The 3,217-nt window shown below is 55.8% G+C and carries 2 rRNA genes; both read left to right on the plus strand.

The annotated features are described in order from the left end of the window. Window positions 1-687, plus strand: a 16S ribosomal RNA gene (locus tag ACFVS8_RS19580); the annotation flags it as partial. 333 nt (window positions 688-1,020) lie between these two features. After that, window positions 1,021-3,217, plus strand: a 23S ribosomal RNA gene (locus ACFVS8_RS19585); the annotation flags it as partial.

A 3,217-nucleotide genomic window follows, 5' to 3' on the forward strand; every position in this document is an offset into this window, starting at 1 on the left:
CGTAGCTAACGCATTAAGCGCCCCGCCTGGGGAGTACGGCCGCAAGGCTAAAACTCAAAGGAATTGACGGGGGCCCGCACAAGCGGCGGAGCATGTGGATTAATTCGATGCAACGCGAAGAACCTTACCTGGGTTTGACATATACCGGAAAGCCGTAGAGATACGGCCCCCCTTGTGGTCGGTATACAGGTGGTGCATGGCTGTCGTCAGCTCGTGTCGTGAGATGTTGGGTTAAGTCCCGCAACGAGCGCAACCCTTGTCCTGTGTTGCCAGCGCGTAATGGCGGGGACTCGCAGGAGACTGCCGGGGTCAACTCGGAGGAAGGTGGGGACGACGTCAAGTCATCATGCCCCTTATGTCCAGGGCTTCACACATGCTACAATGGCCAGTACAGAGGGCTGCGAGACCGTGAGGTGGAGCGAATCCCTTAAAGCTGGTCTCAGTTCGGATTGGGGTCTGCAACTCGACCCCATGAAGTCGGAGTCGCTAGTAATCGCAGATCAGCAACGCTGCGGTGAATACGTTCCCGGGCCTTGTACACACCGCCCGTCACGTCATGAAAGTCGGTAACACCCGAAGCCGGTGGCCTAACCCTTGTGGAGGGAGCCGTCGAAGGTGGGATCGGCGATTGGGACGAAGTCGTAACAAGGTAGCCGTACCGGAAGGTGCGGCTGGATCACCTCCTTTCTAAGGAGCGTTCTCCGATCGGATACTCACACAGGTGGGTCGATGGTCGGCAGAGGCCGTTTCTGCTCCCATATGTGGAGCGGCGGTTGCTCATGGGTGGAACACTGACAAACATTTTCTTCATTACCGCCGGCCTCTGTGTTGGTGGGAAGAGAGTTATATCGACATACTGTTGGGTCCTGAGAGAACACGCAAGTGTTTCCTCGAAGGAAAGTAACGACAATGCCTGGGCGTGGTCATACCGCGGTGGATGTGAGTCTGCCGGCTGGTGCCGCATGTAGTTCGGGTGTTGTGTGTTGTTTGAGAACTGCACAGTGGACGCGAGCATCTTTGTTGTAAGTAATTAAGAGCGCACGGTGGATGCCTTGGCACCAGGAGCCGATGAAGGACGTAGGAGGCTGCGATAAGCCTCGGGGAGCTGTCAACCGAGCTGAGATCCGAGGATGTCCGAATGGGGAAACCCAGCCACAGTGATGTGTGGTTACCCGCGCCTGAATATATAGGGCGTGTGGAGGGAACGTGGGGAAGTGAAACATCTCAGTACCCACAGGAAGAGAAAACAACATGTGATTCCGTGAGTAGTGGCGAGCGAAAGCGGAAGAGGCTAAACCATGGGTGTGTGATAGCCGGCGGGCGTTGCATTCGTGGGGTTGTGGGATCCATTTTGTCAATTCTGCCGGATTGGCCAACAGTAAGAAATCATCGTGTTAGTCGAAGTGGTCTGGAACGGCCTGTCGTAGAGGGTGAGAGTCCCGTAGACGAAAACATGGTGACTGTTGTAGTGGACACCCGAGTAGCAGCGGGCCCGTGAAATCTGCTGTGAATCTGTCGGGACCACCCGATAAGCCTGAATACTCCCTGGTGACCGATAGCGGACTAGTACCGTGAGGGAAAGGTGAAAAGTACCCCGGGAGGGGAGTGAAATAGTACCTGAAACCGTGCGCTTACAATCCGTCAGAGCCTGCGCCATTTCGGTGGGTGGGTGATGGCGTGCCTTTTGAAGAATGAGCCTGCGAGTTAGTGGCATGTCGCGAGGTTAACCCGTGTGGGGTAGCCGTAGCGAAAGCGAGTCTGAATAGGGCGACGCAGTGGCATGTTCTAGACCCGAAGCGGAGTGATCTACCCATGGCCAGGGTGAAGCGACGGTAAGACGTCGTGGAGGCCCGAACCCACTTAGGTTGAAAACTGAGGGGATGAGTTGTGGGTAGGGGTGAAAGGCCAATCAAACTCCGTGATAGCTGGTTCTCCCCGAAATGCATTTAGGTGCAGCGTCGCGTGTTTCACTCTGGAGGTAGAGCTACTGGATGGCCGATGGGCCCCACAAGGTTACTGACGTCAGCCAAACTCCGAATGCCAGAGTGTGAGAGCGCGGCAGTGAGACTGCGGGGGATAAGCTTCGTAGTCGAGAGGGAAACAGCCCAGATCGCCAGCTAAGGTCCCTAAGCGTGTACTAAGTGGAAAAGGATGTGGGGTCGCGAAGACAACCAGGAGGTTGGCTTAGAAGCAGCCACCCTTGAAAGAGTGCGTAATAGCTCACTGGTCAAGTGATCCTGCGCCGACAATGTAGCGGGGCTCAAGTACACCACCGAAGCTGCGGCATTCACATAACACCCATGCGGGTCTACGGATCTGTGTGCAGTGGTGTGGATGGGTAGGGGAGCGTCGTGCAGCCATGGAAGCGCCGGAGTGATCCAGGTGTGGAGGCTGCACGAGTGAGAATGCAGGCATGAGTAGCGAAAGACGAGTGAGAAACTCGTCCGCCGAATGACCAAGGGTTCCTGGGCCAGGTTAATCCGCCCAGGGTGAGTCGGGACCTAAGGCGAGGCCGACAGGCGTAGTCGATGGACAACGGGTTGATATTCCCGTACCCGTGTGAACGCGCCCCTGGTGAATCAGTGATACTAACCGTCCTGAAGCGTCCTTACTTCCCTTCGGGGAACCTGGATGTGGATGCACGGGACCTGATCTGGTAGTAGCCAAGCGATGGGGTGACGCAGGAAGGTAGCTGAGCCAGTCAGTGGTAATACTGGTGTAAGCGTGTAGGGCGTGACCTAGGCAAATCCGGGTCACATACAGCCTGAGACGTGATGCGTAGCCGATTGAGGCGAATTCAGTGATCCTATGCTGCCGAGAAAAGCCTCTAGCGAGCTTTCACACGGCCCGTACCCCAAACCGACACAGGTGGTCAGGTAGAGAATACTAAGGCGATCGAGATAACTATGGTTAAGGAACTCGGCAAAATGCCCCCGTAACTTCGGGAGAAGGGGGGCCTCGTCTGGTGATCCAACTTGCTTGGTGAGCTGGGTGGGGCCGCAGAGACCAGTGAGAAGCGACTGTTTACTAAAAACACAGGTCCGTGCGAAGTCGTAAGACGATGTATACGGACTGACGCCTGCCCGGTGCTGGAAGGTTAAGAGGACCGGTTAGCCAGTAATGGCGAAGCTGAGAATTTAAGCCCCAGTAAACGGCGGTGGTAACTATAACCATCCTAAGGTAGCGAAATTCCTTGTCGGGTAAGTTCCGACCTGCA

The organism is Agromyces sp. NPDC058110 (genome assembly GCF_042884735.1).
Taxonomy (GTDB): Bacteria; Actinomycetota; Actinomycetes; order Actinomycetales; family Microbacteriaceae; genus Agromyces.